This is a genomic window from Microbacterium trichothecenolyticum, assembly GCF_030818955.1.
In the GTDB taxonomy this organism is placed as follows: Bacteria; Actinomycetota; Actinomycetes; order Actinomycetales; family Microbacteriaceae; genus Microbacterium; species Microbacterium trichothecenolyticum_B.
This window is the reverse complement of record NZ_JAUTBF010000001.1, coordinates 1,071,765-1,086,506: the sequence shown is the minus strand read 5'-3', so window position 1 is coordinate 1,086,506 and position 14,742 is coordinate 1,071,765. Positions and strand designations below refer to the sequence as shown.

The window sequence follows — 14,742 nt, the reverse complement described above, 5'->3', positions numbered from 1 at the left end:
GGCGGGATGTCTTTCGGCTCGGCATCCACTCGTCCCGCGGCGGGCGCGCCCTGCCCGTGCGGGGCGGGGACGTTCGGGACGTGCTGCGGGCCGCTCCTCGACGGGGTGCCCGCGCCCAGCGCCGAGCGGCTGATGCGCTCGCGCTACACCGCGTTCGTCGTGGGCGACGTGCGCCACCTGGTGCGGTCGTGGCATCCGCGTACCCGCCCCGACGACGTCGCCGCCGATGACGGCACCCGGTGGCGCGGACTCGTCGTCGAGGAGGCGCACGAGGAGGGCGATGCCGCGACGGTGACGTTCCGTGCGGCGTGGACCGCGCGCGGCGACGACGGGGTGCTCCGCGAGCACAGCCGATTCGTGCGGCGCGGCGGGCGGTGGGTGTACGTCGACGGCGACGTGGGCTGAGGACGTCAACCCGGGTCGCCGATGTCGGCGCCCCGGCGTAACGTCTGGGGTGAACCCCGTGGAAGGACCCCCATGATCCCCGACGCCCAGCGCGATCTGCTCGAGAACCCGAACTACGGCAGCCTCGGCACCGTCCGACCCGACGGCACGGTGCAGGTGAACCCCATGTGGTTCGAGTTCGACGGGGAGCACCTGCTCTTCACCCACACCGTGACCCGGCAGAAGTACCGCAACCTCCAGCGCAATCCGTCGATGAGTCTCATGGTGTTCGACCCGGAGCACCCGTACCGCTACATCGAGGTGCGCGGCCGCCTGGTCGCGGCGGTTCCCGACCCCGAGGGCGCGTTCTACGTGCGCCTCGGCCAGCGATACGGGAACCCGCGGCAAGAGGCCCCGGCTGACCGCGCCGATCGCGTGATCCTGCACATGTCGATCGAGAAGGTCGGAGGGCAGTGACGTGCAGCGCATCGTGATCATCGGGGGCCACGGCAAGGTGGCGCTGCACCTGGCGGGCCTGCTCGCCGACCGGGGCGATGAGGCCACGTCGGTCATCCGCAACCCCGACCAGGCGGGCGACATCGAGCGGGCGGGCGGCACGCCGTTGGTGCTCGACGTGGCCGCGGCCGGTGTCGAGGCGATGGCCGAGGCGTTCGCGGGTGCCGATGCCATCGTGTGGTCGGCGGGCGCCGGCGGCGGAGACGCCGACCGCACGTACGCGGTCGATCGCGATGCCGCCCAGCGGGCCGTGGATGCCGCGTCGCAGGCGGGTGTGCGGCGCTTCGTCATGGTGTCGTGGATCGGGTCGACCCCTGACCATGGCGTCGACCCCGACGACGCGTTCTTCGCCTACGCCGATGCGAAGCTCGCCGCCGACGACCACCTGCGTGCGAGCGACCTCGACTGGACCATCCTCGGCCCCGGAACGCTGACGGACGAATCTGCGACCGGGCGCATCACCACCGCCCCGCAGGGAAAGGCCGAGGTCGGTCGCGCCGATGTCGCTGCAGTGGCCGCCGCGGTGCTGGTGCAGCCCGCGACCATCGGGCGCTTCATCCGGTTCGGCGCGGGCGACACGCTGATCGCCGAGGCCGTGGTCGACGGCGCCAGCCGAGCCGAGGGCTGAGCGGGTCGGCGCGTCTTAGAGCCCGTCGTCGGGGCTCTCGTCGTCGACGACGATCACCCCGTCGGGCACCGGGTCGGCCAGCAGGGGTTCAGCGGCGAGCGTGAGGTCGATCGTCGCGCGCAGAAGGCCTCCCACCGTCGCGGAGCGCAGCAGCTCCATCTGATCGAGTTCGCCCAGCGGGGCGATCGCGGCGACCTGCCAGGCGCGCGCCAAGCGCTCCTCCGATAGCTCGACCTCCGGGTCCCACCGCGTTCCACCGAACTGCCGAGCCCGGGCCAGCACGCGGCGGACGATCCTCTCGGCCTCGTCGAGCAGGGGCGTGAGGGCGTCGTTCCACTCCAGGTCGGGCAGAGGGCGCACATCGGCGTGCGGATATGGAGCGTCGTCGAGCCATTCCACGATCTCGAAGCGCTCCGTCCCGCGCGCGACGACCTGGAGCTGACCCGCCTGCGGAATCACGTGGCTGAGCTGCGCCATCGTGCCCAGGGCGAAGCGCTGGTCGCCGCCGCCGGTCTCGGTACCCCGCTCGATCAGCACGACCCCGAAGGCCGGGTCGGTCTCCTCCAACAGCCGCCCCAGCATGACGAGGTAGCGCTCCTCGAAGATGCGTAGCGCCAGCGGCGTGTGCGGGAAGAGGACGGCGCCCAGGGGGAACATCGCGGTACCCATGGGTCCAGTCAAGCAGCGTGTATGCGCGTCGGGGCCGTCGCTGCGGCATCGATACGGTTCCGCCGAGCCGTCGAGGTCGAGGTCGCGGGGAACCGGGCGCGCGGCGGGCCGACCCGCCGCGTCAGACCTCGTCGTCGCGGAGCGTCTCGTGCACGCGGTGCAGGTCCATCAGCAACGAGCCGACGAGCACCCAGTGCGCGGGCGACGGCGTCTGGATCTGCAGCGGGCGCGTGAGCGCGGGCTCCTCGGTGACGACGCGTTCGGGCCCGGCGTCGAGCGCGAACGACAAGCGCACGTCGTGGGCCGCACGGTGCAACTGCTCGGCGATCGCGCGGACGGCGGGCTCGTCGGCGATCGTCTCCTCGTACCCGTCGTAGACGGCGCGGGTCATGCCGATCGTCTGCGTGACGACGGGGGTGAAACGCTGGAGCAGACCGCTCATGGCCGCGAGGTCGGTGCGGTGTCGTCCACTGCGCGGGTTCAAGGCGAGGGAGTCCTCGCCGTCGCGGATCGCGTCGTCTGCTGCGTCGCGCACCGGGCGGAGCAGGCGCGCCTCGAGCAGCAGGCCCTCGAGCGAGCCCGGCGTCTGGGGCGTTTCGAGAGCGCCGGCCAAGCGCTCGAGGGCCGCGGCGAGCTCACGACCGAGGACCTCGACCTTCGTGCGGGCCGCCGGCACCAGCACGGGCGGAACGAGCAGAGCATTGACGACGATGCCGATCGCCGCGCCGATGAGGGTTTCGAGAACCCGGTCGAGGGCGTAGTTCGGTGTCGCCGTGCCCAGGGCGAGAACGAGCAGGGCGCTGATCGCGATCTGATTCGTCGCCCCGGGGGAGATGCGCGCCGCCCAGGCCACCACCAGTGCGACGCCCGCCGACAGCAGGGCCACCCACGGCTGCGAACCGAAGGCCAGGCCCAACAGCGCGGCGATCACGACGCCCACGATCACCCCGACGCTGCGCTCGAGCGCCCGTGTGAAGGATTGGTTGATGCTCGGCTGCACGACGAGCAGTGCGGCGATGGCGGCGAAGATGGGCGGCGGGCCCTGCACGAGCCACCCGGCCACGAGCCAGGCCGCGACGATGGCGATCGCCGACTTCGCGACCTGCAGGAGGGGGATGCGGCGCGGTGCGCGGAAGGTCAGGCTCTGGCGCATGGAACCAGCGTAGGCGCGCCCTTCGCGTCAGCGCCGTCGCGAAACGATGTCGTCGGCGTTCGCGGCGACCCACTCCATGAGCGGGATCACACGCGACATCAGGTCGCCGCCCTGCTCCGTCAGGGAGTACTCCACCCGGGGCGGCACCTCGGGATACGCGGTGCGGGCGACGAGGCCGTCCGCCTCGAGCGTCTTGAGGGTGCTGGCCAGCATCTTCTCGCTGATGCCCGAGACATTGCGCCGCAGCACGCCCCATCGCTGCGTGCCGTCGGACAGGGCCATCAGCACGAGCACGCCCCACTTGCCCATGACGTGGTCGAGCACCGTCCGCGTCGGGCAACCGTCCGCGAAGATGCCGGGATTCTCTGTGCGGAGATCCGCAAGACTGACGCTCATGTGAGTACCTAACCAGAAAGTGGGTACCTGCATTTCGGAATGTGCACCACCGCGGCGCGTTCGGGTTCACGTACCGATCGAAAGGACACACCCATGACCCTCCTCGTCACCGCCGCCACGGGCCACCTCGGCCGCCTCGTCGTCGACGCCCTCCTCGAGCGCGGCGTCGCGGCATCCGACATCGTCGCCGGCGTTCGCACGCTCGCGAAGGCCGACGACCTCGCCGCCCGCGGGATCGGCGTCGTCGAGCTCGACTATGCCCGCCCCGACACGCTTCCTGCGGCGTTCTCGGGCATCACCCGGGTGCTGCTCATCTCGGGCACCGACGCCGACCGCGTCAGCGGGCACCGCAGCGTCATCGCCGCGGCCGCCGACGCCGGGGTCGAGCGTCTTGTCTACACCAGCGCTCCTCGCGTCGACGAGGTCGACTACGCTCTCGGCGCCGACCACAAGGCCACCGAGGAGGCCATCGCCGCCGCGGGACTGGATGCCACGATCCTGCGCAACAACTGGTACACCGAGAACTACCTCGATGCCGTCGCCCGCGCGGCCGACACGGGCGAGATCGTCGCCGCCGTCGGCGATGCCCGCGTCGCCAGCGCCAGTCGTGCCGACTACGCCGCGGCCGCCGCCGTGGCGCTCACGACCGACGATCTCGCCGGGCGCACGCTCGAGCTGGGCGGAGACGCGGCGTGGACGTACGACGAGCTCGCCGCGACGGCCTCTGAGCTTCTGGGGCGACCGGTGGTCTACACCGCCGTGACGATCGAGCAGCTCGCCGCCGGACTCCAGGCGGCCGGACTCGACGCCGGCACCGCGGCGTTCGTCGCCGGCATCGACGACGCGATCGCCCGCGGCGCGCTGTCGCAGACCGATGGCACCCTCGCGCGCATCATCGGGCGCCCGACGACCCCGCTCATCGACGGGCTGCGCACGGGTCTCGCCGCGCGCTGAAACCGGCCCGCGGGTGAGATGCCGGCGCCTCACCCGCGGGCCCACGCATCGCCAGGACCAGCGGGAAAGAGGGCCTTGAGCGTCCACGTGCCCACGAGACCTGCGACCGACAGGGCCGGAACACGAGGGCGGCGCGGTCCCATGGGGGTGCAGCTCGCTCCTGCCCCGCTCCTGTCGCAGCGCCGATGTCGATGGTGAGCGCTAGCGTCGGAGCATGGATGCCGTGACGGCGGGGCGCATGCTCGATGAACGCGCGCGCGAGGTCGACCGCCGCCTCGCCCGGCTGCGCGACGACGAGGACAGCCTCCGCCACGATCGGGCCGACGCCACCGCCGACGACGAGCACGACCCCGAGGGCTCGACCCTGTCGGGGGAGTGGGCGCAGGTCGACGCGCTGCGGCGCGGCGCCGAGGCGGAGCGCGCCGAGATCCTCGCGGCGCGCGAGCGCGTGGCATCCGGAACCTTCGGAGTGTGCGAGAACTGCGGTGCACCGATCGGCGACGCCCGCCTCGAGGCGCGCCCGTTCGCGCGGCGCTGCATCGTCTGCGCGGTATGACGACGGCGTCTTAGGCTCGGAGCATGGAACCCGTTCTGATCGCCCTGCTCTTCGCCAATGCCGTCTTCAACGTCGTGGTCTGGCCGCGGTTCTTCGTGCGGGTCGCGAAGGACCCGCGGGCCCGGAACGCGCAGGGCACGGCCACGCCGTTCCTCATCGTGCACGCGGTGCTCATCGGTCTGGCGCTCGTGCTCGCGGTCGCGTCGGTCGTCGCGGCGATCGCGGCGCTCGTCGGCTGACGGGGTCGGTCGCCGCGGGCGGTCCCGGCACGTGTCTCGCACCCGGGGCCTCTTACCGGATCCCGGGTGCGTTCAGCGCCGGAGGGTCTCGGCGGGCGCCTCGCCGAAGCGCAGCTTGTACTCGCCGGCGAAACGGCCGAGGTGGCCGAAGCCGCACGCCTCGGCCACGGCGGTGACCGTCGTGCGCGTGGCGTCAGAGGTCCGCAGCATGCCGTGCGCGCGGCGGTAGCGCATCTCGCGCAGCAGGACGGAGGGCGTCGCCCCTGACGCGCGGTGCACGTGTTCCTGCAGCGTGCGCAGCGGCATCGACAAGGTTCGAGCGAGATCGAGCGGGGTCAGGCTCTCGATGGGGGACTGCTCGGCTGCGGCGACGAATCGCCGGTAGGTCTGCTCGCTCCCCGCGGGAGGTGCGCTGGCGCCCCAGCCGCCGAGCGACTGCGTGATCGAGCTGTCCACGGCCAGCAGGAGCCGGCTGACCACGAGCTCGCCGGCCAGTCGGCGCGTCAGCTCGCTGTGCGGAGCGTCGGCCGCATCCACGATGTCGTGGAACTCCAGCACGGAGCGAAGAAAGGCCTGTCCGGCCGGGGTCCCCAGATCGACCGACGGCGCGAGCCTGCGGCCCCGTGCCGCCCTCGGCCCGCCGCGATACCCTGGCGGAGCGGGTTCGCCCGCGCACGCAGTGCACCACCTACCGCATCCGGCAAGGCGGCACGATCCACCGCCCCCCCCGGAGTCCGTCGTATGAGCACGCCCACCGTCCGTCCGTCGCTGATCCATCACACCGGGTTCTGGTACTTCCCCGTCGCGTTCGTCGCCCGGCTGCCGTTCGCGATGATGACCGTGGGCGTGCTCTCCCTGGTCGTCGCGATGCGCGGGTCCGTCGCGCTCGGCGGACTCACCTCGGCGGCGGTCGGTCTGGGCGTCGTCGTCGCGGGTCCCGTGCTCGGCGACCTCGCCGACCGTTACGGGCAGCGGCGCGTGCTGGTGCCGGCGGGCGTGGCCAACGGCATCCTGCTCGCGGTGTTCCCACTCGTGGTGGCGAGCGCCGCCGCCGAGGGGGTGCTGCTCGCGGCGGCCGCCGCGATCGGCCTCACCGGTCCGCAGACCTCCGCCATGTCGCGCAGCCGCGTGATGGTGCTCATCGGCGAACGCGTGCACGCCGCGCGGCGCGAGCGCACCTTCTCACGGGCGATGGCGTACGAGTCCGCCGCCGACGAGACCGCGTTCGTCATCGGTCCGTTCGTCGTCGGCGTGCTCGCGGCGCTGATCGCCCCGTGGGCGCCGATCGCGGGAGCCGCGGTCCTGAGCCTCGTCTTCGTCACCGCCTTCGCGCTGCACCCGACCGGACGCGCCGTCCCCGAGCGGGCGGAGCGCCAGGCGATGGCGCCGCTGCGCGAGCTGCGGCATCCGCGGATCCTCGTGCTCGTGGCCGCGGTGTCCGGCATCGGCCTCTTCTTCGGCTCCACCCTGACCTCGCTGACGGCGTTCATGGAGGCGCAGGGAGCACCCGAGGCCGGTGCCCTGCTCTACGGCGTCATGGGCGTCGGTTCCGCCGTCCTGGCCCTCGGCGTCGCGGCGCTGCCCGCCCGCTTCGCCCTGCGGTGGCGCCTGGTCGTCTTCGCGATCGTCCTCACGGCTTCGGCCGGCGCGTACACCGTCGGCGGATCGGTCGTGACGGTCACCGCGGTGCTGTGCCTGATGGGCGTCGGCGTGGGGCCGTCGCTGGTCACGCTCTTCAGCCTCGCCGGTGCCCGGGCACCCCGGGGGCGCACCGCGACGACCATGACGATCCTCGCCTCGGCGCTGACCCTCGCGCAGGCGGTGTCGTCGTCGGTCACCGGAGCCGTGGCCGAGAGCGTGTCGCTGTCGACCGCGATGGCTTTCCCCGTCGCCGCGGCCCTGCTGGTGCTGGCCATGGCGGCGGTCAACGCCACGGCCCGCGGGTGGGACCCCGTCACTCCGGCAGCGGGTATCGGCGCCGGAGCACGATCCGCTGGATGAGCGTCCACACCGTCGTGACGCTCAGATAGAGCGCGGCTGCGAGCGGGACGAACAGCGCCACGACAGCCGTGGTGAATTGGAGCGCGCCCGCCATGCCCGCCATCCACGCCGGCGCCGCGGGGTCCACGGCCGGGCGCAGTCGGCGGCGGGTGAGCTCGGCGACACCGACCATGACGAGCACGAGCGCTCCGACGACCGCGAGGGTGGCGGCATCCACCGTTCCGGTCGACAGCGCCCCGACGAGACTGCGGCCCAGGGGCACGCCGAACAGCTCGTGCGAGAGCAGGGCGTTCGCCTGCCCGCCCACCGTCGGGTGCAGGAAGACGGCGTAGAGCAGTCCGACGACGGGCATCTGCGCGAGCATCGGCAGGCAGCCCGCCAGCGGAGACGCCCCCTCGTCGCGGTACAGCTGCATCGTCTCGCGCTGCAGCCGCTCGGGATTCTTCCCGAACCGCTCGCGCAGCACGCGCAGGCGCGGGGCGAGACGGGCGCGGGTCTGCTCGGCGCGCGCCTGTGACACCCCCACGGGGATCAGCAGGAGCCGCACCGCGAGGGTCACGGCCACGACGGCGAGGGCCGCCGCGGCGGAGCCGGCGAGCGGTTCGAGGGCAGAGGTGAGGGCGAGCAGGGCTCGCGTGGTCAGGTCGAGCAACGAGGCGAGAGGGGGAAAGGCGAAGAGGTCCACGAGGGCGTCCGTTCTGTGCGGCGATCACGGGTCGATCGGTCGCGGGGCGCGGCGAGGAGAGGGGTTTGTCCGTCGGCGCGCGGGCGACCGGCACCGCGGATCCCGGATGCCGCCTCCCGGCGTCGATCGACGGGGAGGGCGTGGGATTACGCGGTGCGGACGCTGCGCCCCGGTGCGCGCGGGCGGGGGTGCCCGGCGGCATCGGGGTCGCTCTGCGCGAGCGGAGCGGACGGATCGATCGGCCGCGGCGACGGCGGCGGCGCGGCGGCTACGAGGGCCGGGAGCACCACCATGACGACGACCACGGTCACGACGACGGCCGCGGCCAGAACGAGGGCCAGCAGGGGAGCGCCGTCACCGGGGGTGAGCGACACCTCGGCGAAGGCCAGCAGAAGGTTGAGCATGCCGATCAACGATGCGATCACGCGTCCACCCCCTTCGCGAATGCCTCCCACGCTAGCAGGGGGCGGATGGCTACGCTGGGGCCATGACCACCCTCGTGCTCACCGTCGTCGGCGACGATCGTGCCGGACTCGTGTCCGCGGTCGCCGACATCGTCGACGCCCATGGCGGCAACTGGGAGAACAGCGAGCTCGCCGAGCTGGCCGGTGCGTTCGCCGGCATCGTCGAGGTCTCGGTCGCCGCCGATCACGCCGACGCGTTGCGCGGCGCGCTGGAGGCGCTGGCCGGAACCCTGACCGTCACCGTGCACACCGGAGCGCCCGAGGGCACGGCATCCGCCCCGCACAGCGTGACGCTCGAGGTCATCGGCAACGATCGCCCCGGCATCGTGCGCGAGATCTCCGCGGCGCTGAGCTCGCGCGGGGTGAGCATCGAGCGGATGTCGACGCAGACCACGGATGCCGCGATGGCGGGCGGACGTCTCTTCGAGGCCGCGATCACCGTGACGCTCGTCGGCGGGGTCGAGACGGACGACCTGATCGAGGAGCTGGAGCGGCTCGCGGCGGAGATCCAGGTCGACGTCTCGCTGGCCGACTGAGGACGACGCGCGGCCGAGCGTCATGCGAGCCGCGCGGGGCGCGCCGAGCGCGACCGTTCGTGGTCAGCTGCGCCGTACCCGGCTCACGAGCCGGACGATGCCGCGCCACCCGACGAGGAACAGCCCGAGGGTCAGCGTCGCGACGATGACGAACGCCACGGCGACGCCCTGGCCGCTGATCGCGCGCAACACCATCCCGAGCGCGACGGTGACCAGCCACACGGGCACGCCCGTGCGCAGCGGGGCGAGCGGACGGCGCCAGGCCCGTGCGACGAGCCAGCCGACGATCAGGGCTACGAGGAACGGCCACGCGGTCGTCGCCAAGCCCGAGCCAAAGGGACCGAACACGTCGCCGTCGTGCGTCGCGCGGCCGACGGCGGCGAAGACCACGACGAGCGCGGCGTCGACGAGCAGGGGGACGACGGGGAATCGGGATGCCGGCACCTCTCCATTGTCGCCGGTCGCGGGGGCGGGGTCGGTCGCGGGGGCGGGGTCGACCGGGCGGTCCGCTCCGACGTCGCCGATGCCCCTGCGCAGCTGCTGCCCCTGCGCGGCGCGGGCGCGCGCCGGCCTCGATAGCGTGGGGGCATGGCATCCCGACTGCTCCTCGTGGCCGACACGCATGTGCCGAAGCGGGCGCGGACCCTGCCCGAGGCCGTGCGGCGAGCGGCAACCGAGGTCGACCTCATCGTGCACGCGGGCGACTGGGTCACGGCATCCGTGCTCGACGAGCTCGCCGCCCTCGGCCCGGTGCTCGGGGTGTGGGGCAACAACGACGGGCCCGACCTGCGCGCGCGTCTGCCCGAGATCGCGCGGACCGAGATCGAGGGCGTCCGTGTCGCCGTCGTCCACGATACCGGCGCGGCCACGGGGCGGGAGAAGAGAATGGATGCCGCGTTCCCCGACACCGACCTGCTCGTGTTCGGCCACAGCCACATCCCGTGGGACACCACGACGCCGGCGGGACTGCGCCTGCTCAACCCCGGCTCGCCCACGGACCGGCGCCGGCAGCCGCGCTGCACGATGATGACGCTCAGCCTCGCGCAGGGGGCCATCCGCGACGTCGTGGTGCACGAGGTCGTGCGCGACTGAGCCGCCCGCGGCTCACCCGGCGCGGAACGCCGTCGCCCCGGAACGCACCGAGGGCGCCGACACCGGAGAACCGGCGCGGCGCCCTCGGCGCGTGCGTGTGAGGCGGGTCAGACCCGTCGGGCCGCCGACGTGAGCGGGCACTCGAAGGGGTCGCGCGCGGCGAGTCCCACGCGGTTCAAGTAGGCGATGACGATGCCGTAGGACTGCAGCAACGTGGTCTCGACGTAGGGCACGTTCAGCGTCGTGCAGTGCTCGATCACGATCTCCCGCGCACGGCTCAGGTGCGGCCGCGGCATGTTCGGGAACAGGTGGTGCTCGATCTGGTAATTCAGGCCGCCCATGAGCCAGGTGGCCCACCAGCCGCCGGAGATGTTGCGCGAGGTGCGCACCTGCTTGCTGAAGAAGTCGAGCTTCGCGCCGGGTGCGATGACGGCCATGCCCTTGTGGTTCGGGGCGAACGAAGCCCCCATGTAGACGCCGAACACCGCGAGCTGCACGCCGAGGAAGGCGAACGCCATGCCGAGAGGCAGGAAGATGAAGACCGGCGCCACGAAGACGGCGAAACGCACCGCGATGAGCCCGAGCTCGGTCCAGCGTCCCTTGACCTCACCGCGAGAGAGCAGGTGGCGGATCGCGAGGACGTGCAGGTTCAGGCCCTCGAGCGTGAGCAGGGGGAAGAACAGCCAGCCCTGCCGCTGGGTGATCCAGCGCTGGATGCCGCGGGCTTTGACGGCGTCCTCGTCGAGGAACGAGATGGTGTCGATCTCGATGTCGGGGTCTTTGCCGACGCGGTTGGGGTTGGCGTGGTGGCGCGTGTGCTTCGACGCCCACCACGACTGGCTCATGCCGACGATGCCGTTGCCGATCCACAGGGCCAGCCGGTCGTTCGCCGGACCGGACGAGAAGATCTGACGGTGGTTCGCTTCGTGCGCGAGGAAGGCCACCTGGGTGAACAGGATGCCGAGGGCCGCGGCGATCAGCAGCTGGAACCAGCTGTCGCCCAGCATGACGAAACCGGTGATGCAGCCCGCGAAGCCGAGGGCGAGCGCCGTGCCGACGAAGGCGTAGAAGACGCGGGTGCGCACGAGCAGGCCACTCTCGCGGACGACCTGCGACAGCTCGGTGTAGGCCTTGGCGATCGGGGGGAATTCGGTGGTGCCGGAATAGGTCTGACGAACGGGGCCGAGGCGGGACTCGACGATGGTGGAGGCGATGAACTGGCTCCTCGAGTTGGGGTGGCCTGAGGCCGCGAGACGAGGCGACTGCCCCGGCTGTGGCCCACACTACGGTCCCGCGTATGGGGCCTGCGGAATACGCCCACATGTGGAGGAGCCTCACGGGGAATGGACAGGCTCCTGACATGCGGAGGTCGCCATGTGGCGAGCCGTCCGAACACGACGAAAGCCGGGCTCGTCGCGCGTGGCGACGCTCCCGGCTTTCGGTGTAAGCGGAGCTCAGAGGGGGCGGATGTTCGCCGCCTGCATGCCCTTGGGGCCCTGCTCGGCGTCGAATTCGACCTTCTGTGCTTCCGTCAGCTCCTTGAAGCCGTTGCCCTGGATCGCGCTGAAGTGCGCGAACAGGTCGGCGGAGCCGTCATCGGGAGCGATGAAGCCGTAGCCCTTTTCGGAGTTGAACCATTTCACGGTGCCAGTGGCCATCGTGTTCTTCCTTTATTCATGTTGGGCCGCAGATGCGGCCGTGGGCGCCGCTCCGGCGCGTGCGGAGCGGACGGGGACGCCGCGGCACCGTATCGGTGCTGCGGACGCGATGCCCGTCGACGGCGGCGCGAGCCGCATCGACGGACGCATGGATGCCGAGATCTTCACCGAGCGGACCTTGGGCCTCGAAGCCCGAGGTGGCCGCGCCGACGAAACCGGCATAGTCGGATCCGGCCGTCGCGACGTACACGTCGAGATCGGCCTGGCGCCACGAAAGTGACGAGGGGGGAAACGAAGACAAGAGAACTTTCCGCGAGTGCGGCGCGAGGACCGGAGCCATCGAGCGACGCACGCGATGAGTGAGGGTGGGAACGCCATCGGAAACGGCTCGGCGCCGTGCGCCCGGCATCTCAGCGATGAGGCGGGCGTCGATGAAGCAAGTCCCAGAACGAATACCTCCACGCTAGCACGGATGCTCCTGCACCGCCCGGGAGATTTCGCGACGCCTGCTCACCCGCCGGAGGGGTTGTCGACCGGTGTGCCGTCGTCGTCGGTCGTGGCGGGGATCTCGGGGATGTCGGCCGTTTCGAGCTCGTCCGGCTGATCGGCGGTGTCTTTGGTGCGATCCGGTGTCGATTCCATGGGGCGACCCGACCACGGCGGCGCGTGTTCGCGCGCGGGGATTGCACGGTTCGCGATCCTATGACAAGGGGGGTGCGGCGGCGAGCGACGCAACCCCCCGAGGCGGCGATGCCCGCTTTGCGACGATGACGGCATGTCGAGACCCGAGGTGCTCTCCAAGCCCTGCGCGTTCTGCGGACGGCCGTTCACCGACCGCAAGCGGTGGAACGGCCGCGATCAATGGGACCAGGTGCTGTACTGCTCGCGCGGGTGCCGGTCGAAGGCCGCCGCGGCGAGGAGGCACGCATGAAGGCCGCGCTGATCCTCGCGACGCAGCAGTTCGCTGAGCACCCCTCCTTCGCCGACGAGGAGGTCGAGGAGTTCTTCTTCATCGAGTCGGCGCCGCGGTGGCGCAAGCTCCCGTACCACCGGCACAAGATCGTGCTGCTGACCTCCGCCATGCGGCACACCGCCGCGCGGCTCGAGGCCGACGGCAAGACGGTCCGGCGGATCGAACTCGGCGACGACCTCACCTTCAGAGCGGGCCTCGAGCGCCTGCTGAAGAAGCACCGCGTCACCGAGCTGCAGTGGATGAGCGATCCCAACCGACCCGTCGACGAACGCATCGCCGCGATCTGCGCCGCGCACGACGTCGACACCGACGTGCTCTCGGACGGGCTGTTCCTCACCCCCGAAGAAGAGGTCGACGGCTGGTTCGCGGAGCACCCGACGCCGCTCATGGAGGACTTCTACCACTGGCAGCGCCGGCGCACCGGCATCCTCATGGACGGGGGCAAGCCCGCGGGCCGCCGGTGGAACTTCGACGCCGACAACCGCAAGCCGCTGCCGAAGAAAGGCGTGGAGATCCAGGCCCTGCCGCAGCTGGAGCACGACGACATCACCCGCGGGGTCATCGCCGAGGTGGACGAGTTGTTCCCCGACCACCCGGGCAAAGCCGAGGAGTTCTGGCTCCCGGTGACGCCCGAGGACTCCCGCGACTGGCTCGACGTCTTCGTGGCCGAGCGCCTGCACGACTTCGGCCGCTACGAAGACGCGATGAAGGCCGACGAGCCCTTCCTCTTCCACGCGATCATCTCGCCGATGCTGAACATCGGGCTGCTCACCGTCGAGGAAGTGGTCGCCGCAGCCACCCGCACCGATGCGCCGCTGGCATCCGTCGAGGGGTTCATCCGGCAGGTGATCGGCTGGCGGGAGTACATGCGCGGCATGTACCGGGCGCACCCGAAGCTCGAGCACGTCAACGCGTTGCACCTGGAGAAGCGGGTCGAGAAGTACTGGTACTCGGGTCAGCGGATGCCGAGCGACCTGCCGATCCCGGTGCGCACGGTGCTCGAGCGCGTGCACCGCTGGGGCTATGCGCACCACATCGAGCGGCTCATGGTGCTGGGCAACTGGTTCCTGCTGCAGGGGTACGCACCGCGGCAGGTCAACGCGTGGTTCCTCGCGCTCTTCGTCGACGCGTACGACTGGGTCATGGTGCCCAACGTCATGGGGATGAGCCAGTTCGCCGACGGCGGCTTCGTCGCCACGAAGCCCTACGTGTCGGGCGGGGCCTACCTGCAGAAGATGGGCTCGTGGTGGCCCTCGGCGCAGGATGCCAAGGACTCGGTGTTCACCGACGCGTACTGGGCGTTCCTGGAGCGGCACGAGGACGTGCTGGCCGGCAATCACCGGCTGGGGCTGGCGCTGGCGCAGATGCGCAAGCGGCGCGACGCGCGGGACGCTGACGGCGGCGGGCCGAACTCCTGAGAAACGGGCCGTGCGCCGCCGCTCGGCGCACGCAATGGGGCGCGGGGCGCCCGAAACTCAGGAGTTCGGCCCGGCGTTCAGCTCTTCAGCTTGTTCAGCGCTGAGCCCTTGTGCGCGGCCTTCGAGCCCGACTTCTCGGACTTCACGATGTAAGCCGGGTCGTCATCGGAGGCCGTGAACTTCTGGCCGTCGTGCTGAAAGTCCTTCGTCTTCTTCTCCACGACCTCGCCCTGCGTCTTTCCCTGCGGGGTGTCCCAGCTGACGCGGTCGCCCTTGGACAGATCCTTCGACATGGTGTGTTCCTTCCGTTCGATGCCGCCATGCTGTCGAGGCCGCCCGGCGCCGATCGGGGGATTGACAGGCGCCCACCCCTACGTGGTTCGCGCGCGAACCGCAATGCCTCCGTGATGTCGGACCCCC

At 71.5% G+C, this 14,742-nt stretch carries 23 protein-coding genes; 12 read left to right on the top strand and 11 right to left on the bottom strand.

Annotation, left to right across the window (positions count from 1 at the left end; genetic code table 11):
- Positions 1-6: 6 nt before the first annotated feature.
- The 3 genes from QE412_RS05245 (at position 7) to QE412_RS05235 (ending at position 1,528) form a co-directional block, all read left to right on the top strand.
- Complete coding sequence (locus QE412_RS05245) at positions 7-405, top strand: YchJ family protein (protein ID WP_307480947.1); 399 nt, start codon at positions 7-9, stop codon at positions 403-405.
- 72 nt (positions 406-477) lie between these two features.
- The gene (locus tag QE412_RS05240) at positions 478-861 is read left to right on the top strand and encodes a PPOX class F420-dependent oxidoreductase (RefSeq protein WP_307480945.1); all 384 of its coding nucleotides are present in this window, start codon (positions 478-480) and stop codon (positions 859-861) included.
- Between the two features lies 1 nt (position 862).
- A complete protein-coding gene (locus tag QE412_RS05235; RefSeq protein ID WP_307480943.1) occupies positions 863-1,528 on the top strand; it encodes an SDR family oxidoreductase in 666 nt (221 codons plus the stop codon).
- A 15-nt stretch (positions 1,529-1,543) separates the two neighbouring features.
- Here the strand turns inward: QE412_RS05235 and QE412_RS05230 are convergent, their stop codons facing one another.
- The 3 genes from QE412_RS05230 to QE412_RS05220 form a co-directional block, all read right to left on the bottom strand.
- A complete protein-coding gene (locus QE412_RS05230) occupies positions 1,544-2,197 on the bottom strand; it encodes an LON peptidase substrate-binding domain-containing protein (protein WP_307480940.1) in 654 nt (217 codons plus the stop codon).
- 121 nt (positions 2,198-2,318) lie between these two features.
- The gene (locus QE412_RS05225) at positions 2,319-3,350 is read right to left on the bottom strand and encodes an FUSC family protein (RefSeq protein ID WP_307480938.1); all 1,032 of its coding nucleotides are present in this window, start codon (positions 3,348-3,350) and stop codon (positions 2,319-2,321) included.
- Between the two features lie 27 nt (positions 3,351-3,377).
- A complete protein-coding gene (locus QE412_RS05220) occupies positions 3,378-3,746 on the bottom strand; it encodes a winged helix-turn-helix transcriptional regulator (RefSeq protein ID WP_307480936.1) in 369 nt (122 codons plus the stop codon).
- A 93-nt stretch (positions 3,747-3,839) separates the two neighbouring features.
- On the opposite strand from QE412_RS05220, the gene QE412_RS05215 reads away from it, so the two are divergent.
- The 3 genes from QE412_RS05215 (at position 3,840) to QE412_RS05205 (ending at position 5,495) form a co-directional block, all read left to right on the top strand.
- Positions 3,840-4,700, top strand: a complete 861-nt coding sequence (locus QE412_RS05215) for an NAD(P)H-binding protein (protein ID WP_307480934.1) — start codon at positions 3,840-3,842, stop codon at positions 4,698-4,700.
- Between the two features lie 214 nt (positions 4,701-4,914).
- On the top strand, positions 4,915-5,256 hold the full coding sequence (locus QE412_RS05210; protein WP_307480932.1) for a TraR/DksA family transcriptional regulator: 342 nt from the start codon (positions 4,915-4,917) through the stop codon (positions 5,254-5,256).
- A 23-nt stretch (positions 5,257-5,279) separates the two neighbouring features.
- The gene (locus QE412_RS05205) at positions 5,280-5,495 is read left to right on the top strand and encodes an SCO4848 family membrane protein (protein ID WP_307480930.1); all 216 of its coding nucleotides are present in this window, start codon (positions 5,280-5,282) and stop codon (positions 5,493-5,495) included.
- 72 nt (positions 5,496-5,567) lie between these two features.
- Here the strand turns inward: QE412_RS05205 and QE412_RS05200 are convergent, their stop codons facing one another.
- Complete coding sequence (locus QE412_RS05200) at positions 5,568-6,053, bottom strand: helix-turn-helix domain-containing protein (RefSeq protein WP_307480929.1); 486 nt, start codon at positions 6,051-6,053, stop codon at positions 5,568-5,570.
- A gap of 183 nt (positions 6,054-6,236) precedes the next feature.
- Here QE412_RS05200 and QE412_RS05195 point away from each other — a divergent pair, with 183 nt between their 5' ends.
- A complete protein-coding gene (locus QE412_RS05195) occupies positions 6,237-7,496 on the top strand; it encodes an MFS transporter (protein WP_307480927.1) in 1,260 nt (419 codons plus the stop codon).
- Here the strand turns inward: QE412_RS05195 and QE412_RS05190 are convergent.
- Complete coding sequence (locus QE412_RS05190; RefSeq protein WP_307480926.1) at positions 7,450-8,181, bottom strand: YidC/Oxa1 family membrane protein insertase; 732 nt, start codon at positions 8,179-8,181, stop codon at positions 7,450-7,452. The genes QE412_RS05195 and QE412_RS05190 overlap by 47 nt on opposite strands.
- Before the next feature lie 146 nt (positions 8,182-8,327).
- The gene (locus QE412_RS05185; protein WP_307480924.1) at positions 8,328-8,606 is read right to left on the bottom strand and encodes a DUF6412 domain-containing protein; all 279 of its coding nucleotides are present in this window, start codon (positions 8,604-8,606) and stop codon (positions 8,328-8,330) included.
- A 62-nt stretch (positions 8,607-8,668) separates the two neighbouring features.
- Between QE412_RS05185 and QE412_RS05180 the strand changes: the two genes are divergently transcribed.
- Positions 8,669-9,181, top strand: a complete 513-nt coding sequence (locus QE412_RS05180) for a glycine cleavage system protein R (protein WP_307480922.1) — start codon at positions 8,669-8,671, stop codon at positions 9,179-9,181.
- A gap of 63 nt (positions 9,182-9,244) precedes the next feature.
- Here QE412_RS05180 and QE412_RS05175 read toward each other — a convergent pair whose 3' ends face one another.
- The gene (locus tag QE412_RS05175; protein ID WP_307480920.1) at positions 9,245-9,805 is read right to left on the bottom strand and encodes a DUF3054 domain-containing protein; all 561 of its coding nucleotides are present in this window, start codon (positions 9,803-9,805) and stop codon (positions 9,245-9,247) included.
- Here QE412_RS05175 and QE412_RS05170 point away from each other — a divergent pair.
- Entirely contained in the window at positions 9,770-10,273 is a 504-nt protein-coding gene (locus tag QE412_RS05170) for a metallophosphoesterase family protein (RefSeq protein WP_307480919.1), read from the top strand. The genes QE412_RS05175 and QE412_RS05170 overlap by 36 nt on opposite strands.
- 107 nt (positions 10,274-10,380) lie before the next feature.
- On the opposite strand, the gene QE412_RS05165 is transcribed toward QE412_RS05170, so the two are convergent.
- Both QE412_RS05165 and QE412_RS05160 read right to left on the bottom strand, forming a co-directional pair.
- On the bottom strand, positions 10,381-11,475 hold the full coding sequence (locus QE412_RS05165; protein WP_373426566.1) for a fatty acid desaturase family protein: 1,095 nt from the start codon (positions 11,473-11,475) through the stop codon (positions 10,381-10,383).
- Positions 11,476-11,727: 252 nt separating this feature from the next.
- Positions 11,728-11,931, bottom strand: a complete 204-nt coding sequence (locus QE412_RS05160; protein WP_013583139.1) for a cold-shock protein — start codon at positions 11,929-11,931, stop codon at positions 11,728-11,730.
- Between QE412_RS05160 and QE412_RS05155 the strand changes: the two genes are divergently transcribed.
- Positions 11,918-12,211 (top strand): hypothetical protein, encoded by a 294-nt coding sequence (locus tag QE412_RS05155; RefSeq protein WP_307480917.1) that lies wholly within the window; start codon positions 11,918-11,920, stop codon positions 12,209-12,211. The two genes, QE412_RS05160 and QE412_RS05155, sit on opposite strands and share 14 nt — an antisense overlap.
- Positions 12,212-12,441: 230 nt before the next feature.
- On the opposite strand, the gene QE412_RS05150 is transcribed toward QE412_RS05155, so the two are convergent.
- Positions 12,442-12,573: a hypothetical protein gene (locus QE412_RS05150; RefSeq protein WP_307480915.1), complete on the bottom strand. Its 132-nt coding sequence runs from the start codon at positions 12,571-12,573 to the stop codon at positions 12,442-12,444.
- A gap of 133 nt (positions 12,574-12,706) precedes the next feature.
- On the opposite strand from QE412_RS05150, the gene QE412_RS05145 reads away from it, so the two are divergent.
- Positions 12,707-12,862, top strand: a complete 156-nt coding sequence (locus QE412_RS05145; protein WP_307480913.1) for a DUF2256 domain-containing protein — start codon at positions 12,707-12,709, stop codon at positions 12,860-12,862.
- Positions 12,859-14,322 carry a cryptochrome/photolyase family protein gene (locus QE412_RS05140; protein ID WP_307480911.1) on the top strand — a complete coding sequence of 488 codons (1,464 nt, stop codon included), beginning with the start codon at positions 12,859-12,861 and terminating at the stop codon, positions 14,320-14,322. Before QE412_RS05145 ends, QE412_RS05140 begins: the two co-directional genes overlap by 4 nt.
- 77 nt (positions 14,323-14,399) lie before the next feature.
- Here QE412_RS05140 and QE412_RS05135 read toward each other — a convergent pair whose 3' ends face one another.
- Complete coding sequence (locus QE412_RS05135) at positions 14,400-14,615, bottom strand: hypervirulence associated TUDOR domain-containing protein (RefSeq protein WP_307480909.1); 216 nt, start codon at positions 14,613-14,615, stop codon at positions 14,400-14,402.
- Between the last annotated feature and the right edge of the window lie 127 nt (positions 14,616-14,742).

Excerpts from the sequence above, each read along its gene's own strand:
- QE412_RS05245 (WP_307480947.1), top strand. The coding sequence starts at position 7 with ATGTCTTTCGGCTCGGCATCCACTCGTCCCGCGGCGGGCGCGCCCTGC.
- QE412_RS05240 (WP_307480945.1), top strand. The coding sequence starts at position 478 with ATGATCCCCGACGCCCAGCGCGATCTGCTCGAGAACCCGAACTACGGC.
- QE412_RS05230 (WP_307480940.1), bottom strand. The coding sequence starts at position 2,197 with ATGGGTACCGCGATGTTCCCCCTGGGCGCCGTCCTCTTCCCGCACACG.
- QE412_RS05225 (WP_307480938.1), bottom strand. The coding sequence starts at position 3,350 with ATGCGCCAGAGCCTGACCTTCCGCGCACCGCGCCGCATCCCCCTCCTG.
- QE412_RS05220 (WP_307480936.1), bottom strand. The coding sequence starts at position 3,746 with ATGAGCGTCAGTCTTGCGGATCTCCGCACAGAGAATCCCGGCATCTTC.
- QE412_RS05215 (WP_307480934.1), top strand. The coding sequence starts at position 3,840 with ATGACCCTCCTCGTCACCGCCGCCACGGGCCACCTCGGCCGCCTCGTC.
- QE412_RS05210 (WP_307480932.1), top strand. The coding sequence starts at position 4,915 with ATGGATGCCGTGACGGCGGGGCGCATGCTCGATGAACGCGCGCGCGAG.
- QE412_RS05205 (WP_307480930.1), top strand. The coding sequence starts at position 5,280 with ATGGAACCCGTTCTGATCGCCCTGCTCTTCGCCAATGCCGTCTTCAAC.
- QE412_RS05195 (WP_307480927.1), top strand. The coding sequence starts at position 6,237 with ATGAGCACGCCCACCGTCCGTCCGTCGCTGATCCATCACACCGGGTTC.
- QE412_RS05180 (WP_307480922.1), top strand. The coding sequence starts at position 8,669 with ATGACCACCCTCGTGCTCACCGTCGTCGGCGACGATCGTGCCGGACTC.
- QE412_RS05170 (WP_307480919.1), top strand. The coding sequence starts at position 9,770 with ATGGCATCCCGACTGCTCCTCGTGGCCGACACGCATGTGCCGAAGCGG.
- QE412_RS05175 (WP_307480920.1), bottom strand. The coding sequence starts at position 9,805 with ATGCGTGTCGGCCACGAGGAGCAGTCGGGATGCCATGCCCCCACGCTA.
- QE412_RS05160 (WP_013583139.1), bottom strand. The coding sequence starts at position 11,931 with ATGGCCACTGGCACCGTGAAATGGTTCAACTCCGAAAAGGGCTACGGC.
- QE412_RS05150 (WP_307480915.1), bottom strand. The coding sequence starts at position 12,573 with ATGGAATCGACACCGGATCGCACCAAAGACACCGCCGATCAGCCGGAC.
- QE412_RS05145 (WP_307480913.1), top strand. The coding sequence starts at position 12,707 with ATGTCGAGACCCGAGGTGCTCTCCAAGCCCTGCGCGTTCTGCGGACGG.
- QE412_RS05140 (WP_307480911.1), top strand. The coding sequence starts at position 12,859 with ATGAAGGCCGCGCTGATCCTCGCGACGCAGCAGTTCGCTGAGCACCCC.
- QE412_RS05135 (WP_307480909.1), bottom strand. The coding sequence starts at position 14,615 with ATGTCGAAGGATCTGTCCAAGGGCGACCGCGTCAGCTGGGACACCCCG.